Source organism: Streptomyces sp. DH12 (assembly GCF_020873895.1).
Lineage (GTDB): Bacteria > Actinomycetota > Actinomycetes > Streptomycetales > Streptomycetaceae > Streptomyces.
The window spans coordinates 1-594 of sequence record NZ_JAHWGT010000485.1 but is presented as its reverse complement, the minus strand read 5'-3'; the positions used below and the strand labels follow the sequence as shown (position 1 = coordinate 594).

The window sequence follows — 594 nt, the reverse complement described above, 5'->3', positions numbered from 1 at the left end:
GCGCCTACATCGAGCCGTCCGCCGACTGGACGGGCGCGGGACCGCGCCCCCTGGTCGTCGTCGGCTCCGGCACCATGGGCCAGGGCGACCAGTGCGCGCCCTCCCTCGCCCTGGAGAACCCGCTGACCCTCACCGGGCAGACCGTGTCGTTCGGCTACGAGACCCTCGCGGTCTACCGGCTGCTCGCCACCGGCGCCGCGGTGGTCGTCACCGACTACGTCGGCCTCGGCGTCACCGACCGGCTGCACACCTACGTCAACCGCGTCGACGAGGGCCACGCCATGCTCGACGCGGCCCGGGCGGCGCGCTCGGTGCCCGGCGCGTCCGTCACCGCCGCCTCCCGGGTGGGGATGTACGGCTACAGCCAGGGCGGCGGGGCCAGCGCCGCGGCGGCCGAGCTCCAGCGCGGCTACGCGCCCGACGTCCCGCTCGTCGGCACCTACAGCGGCGCGCCGCCCGCCGATCTGACGGAGGTGACGAAGGGCATCGACGGCAGCGCGCTGGCCGGCGCGCTCGGCTGGTCCATCAACGGTTTCGCGCAGGCGTCGCCGGCGCTGCGGGACGTCGTCGAGGCGAACCTGAACGACGCCGGAC

1 protein-coding gene is annotated in these 594 nt (G+C 75.8%); it reads left to right on the top strand.

All coding sequences use genetic code 11. The features are described from left to right. Positions 1 to 594 (top strand): lipase family protein (locus tag LPA54_RS35320; RefSeq protein WP_228984676.1); only part of this gene is annotated, 594 nt, incomplete at both ends.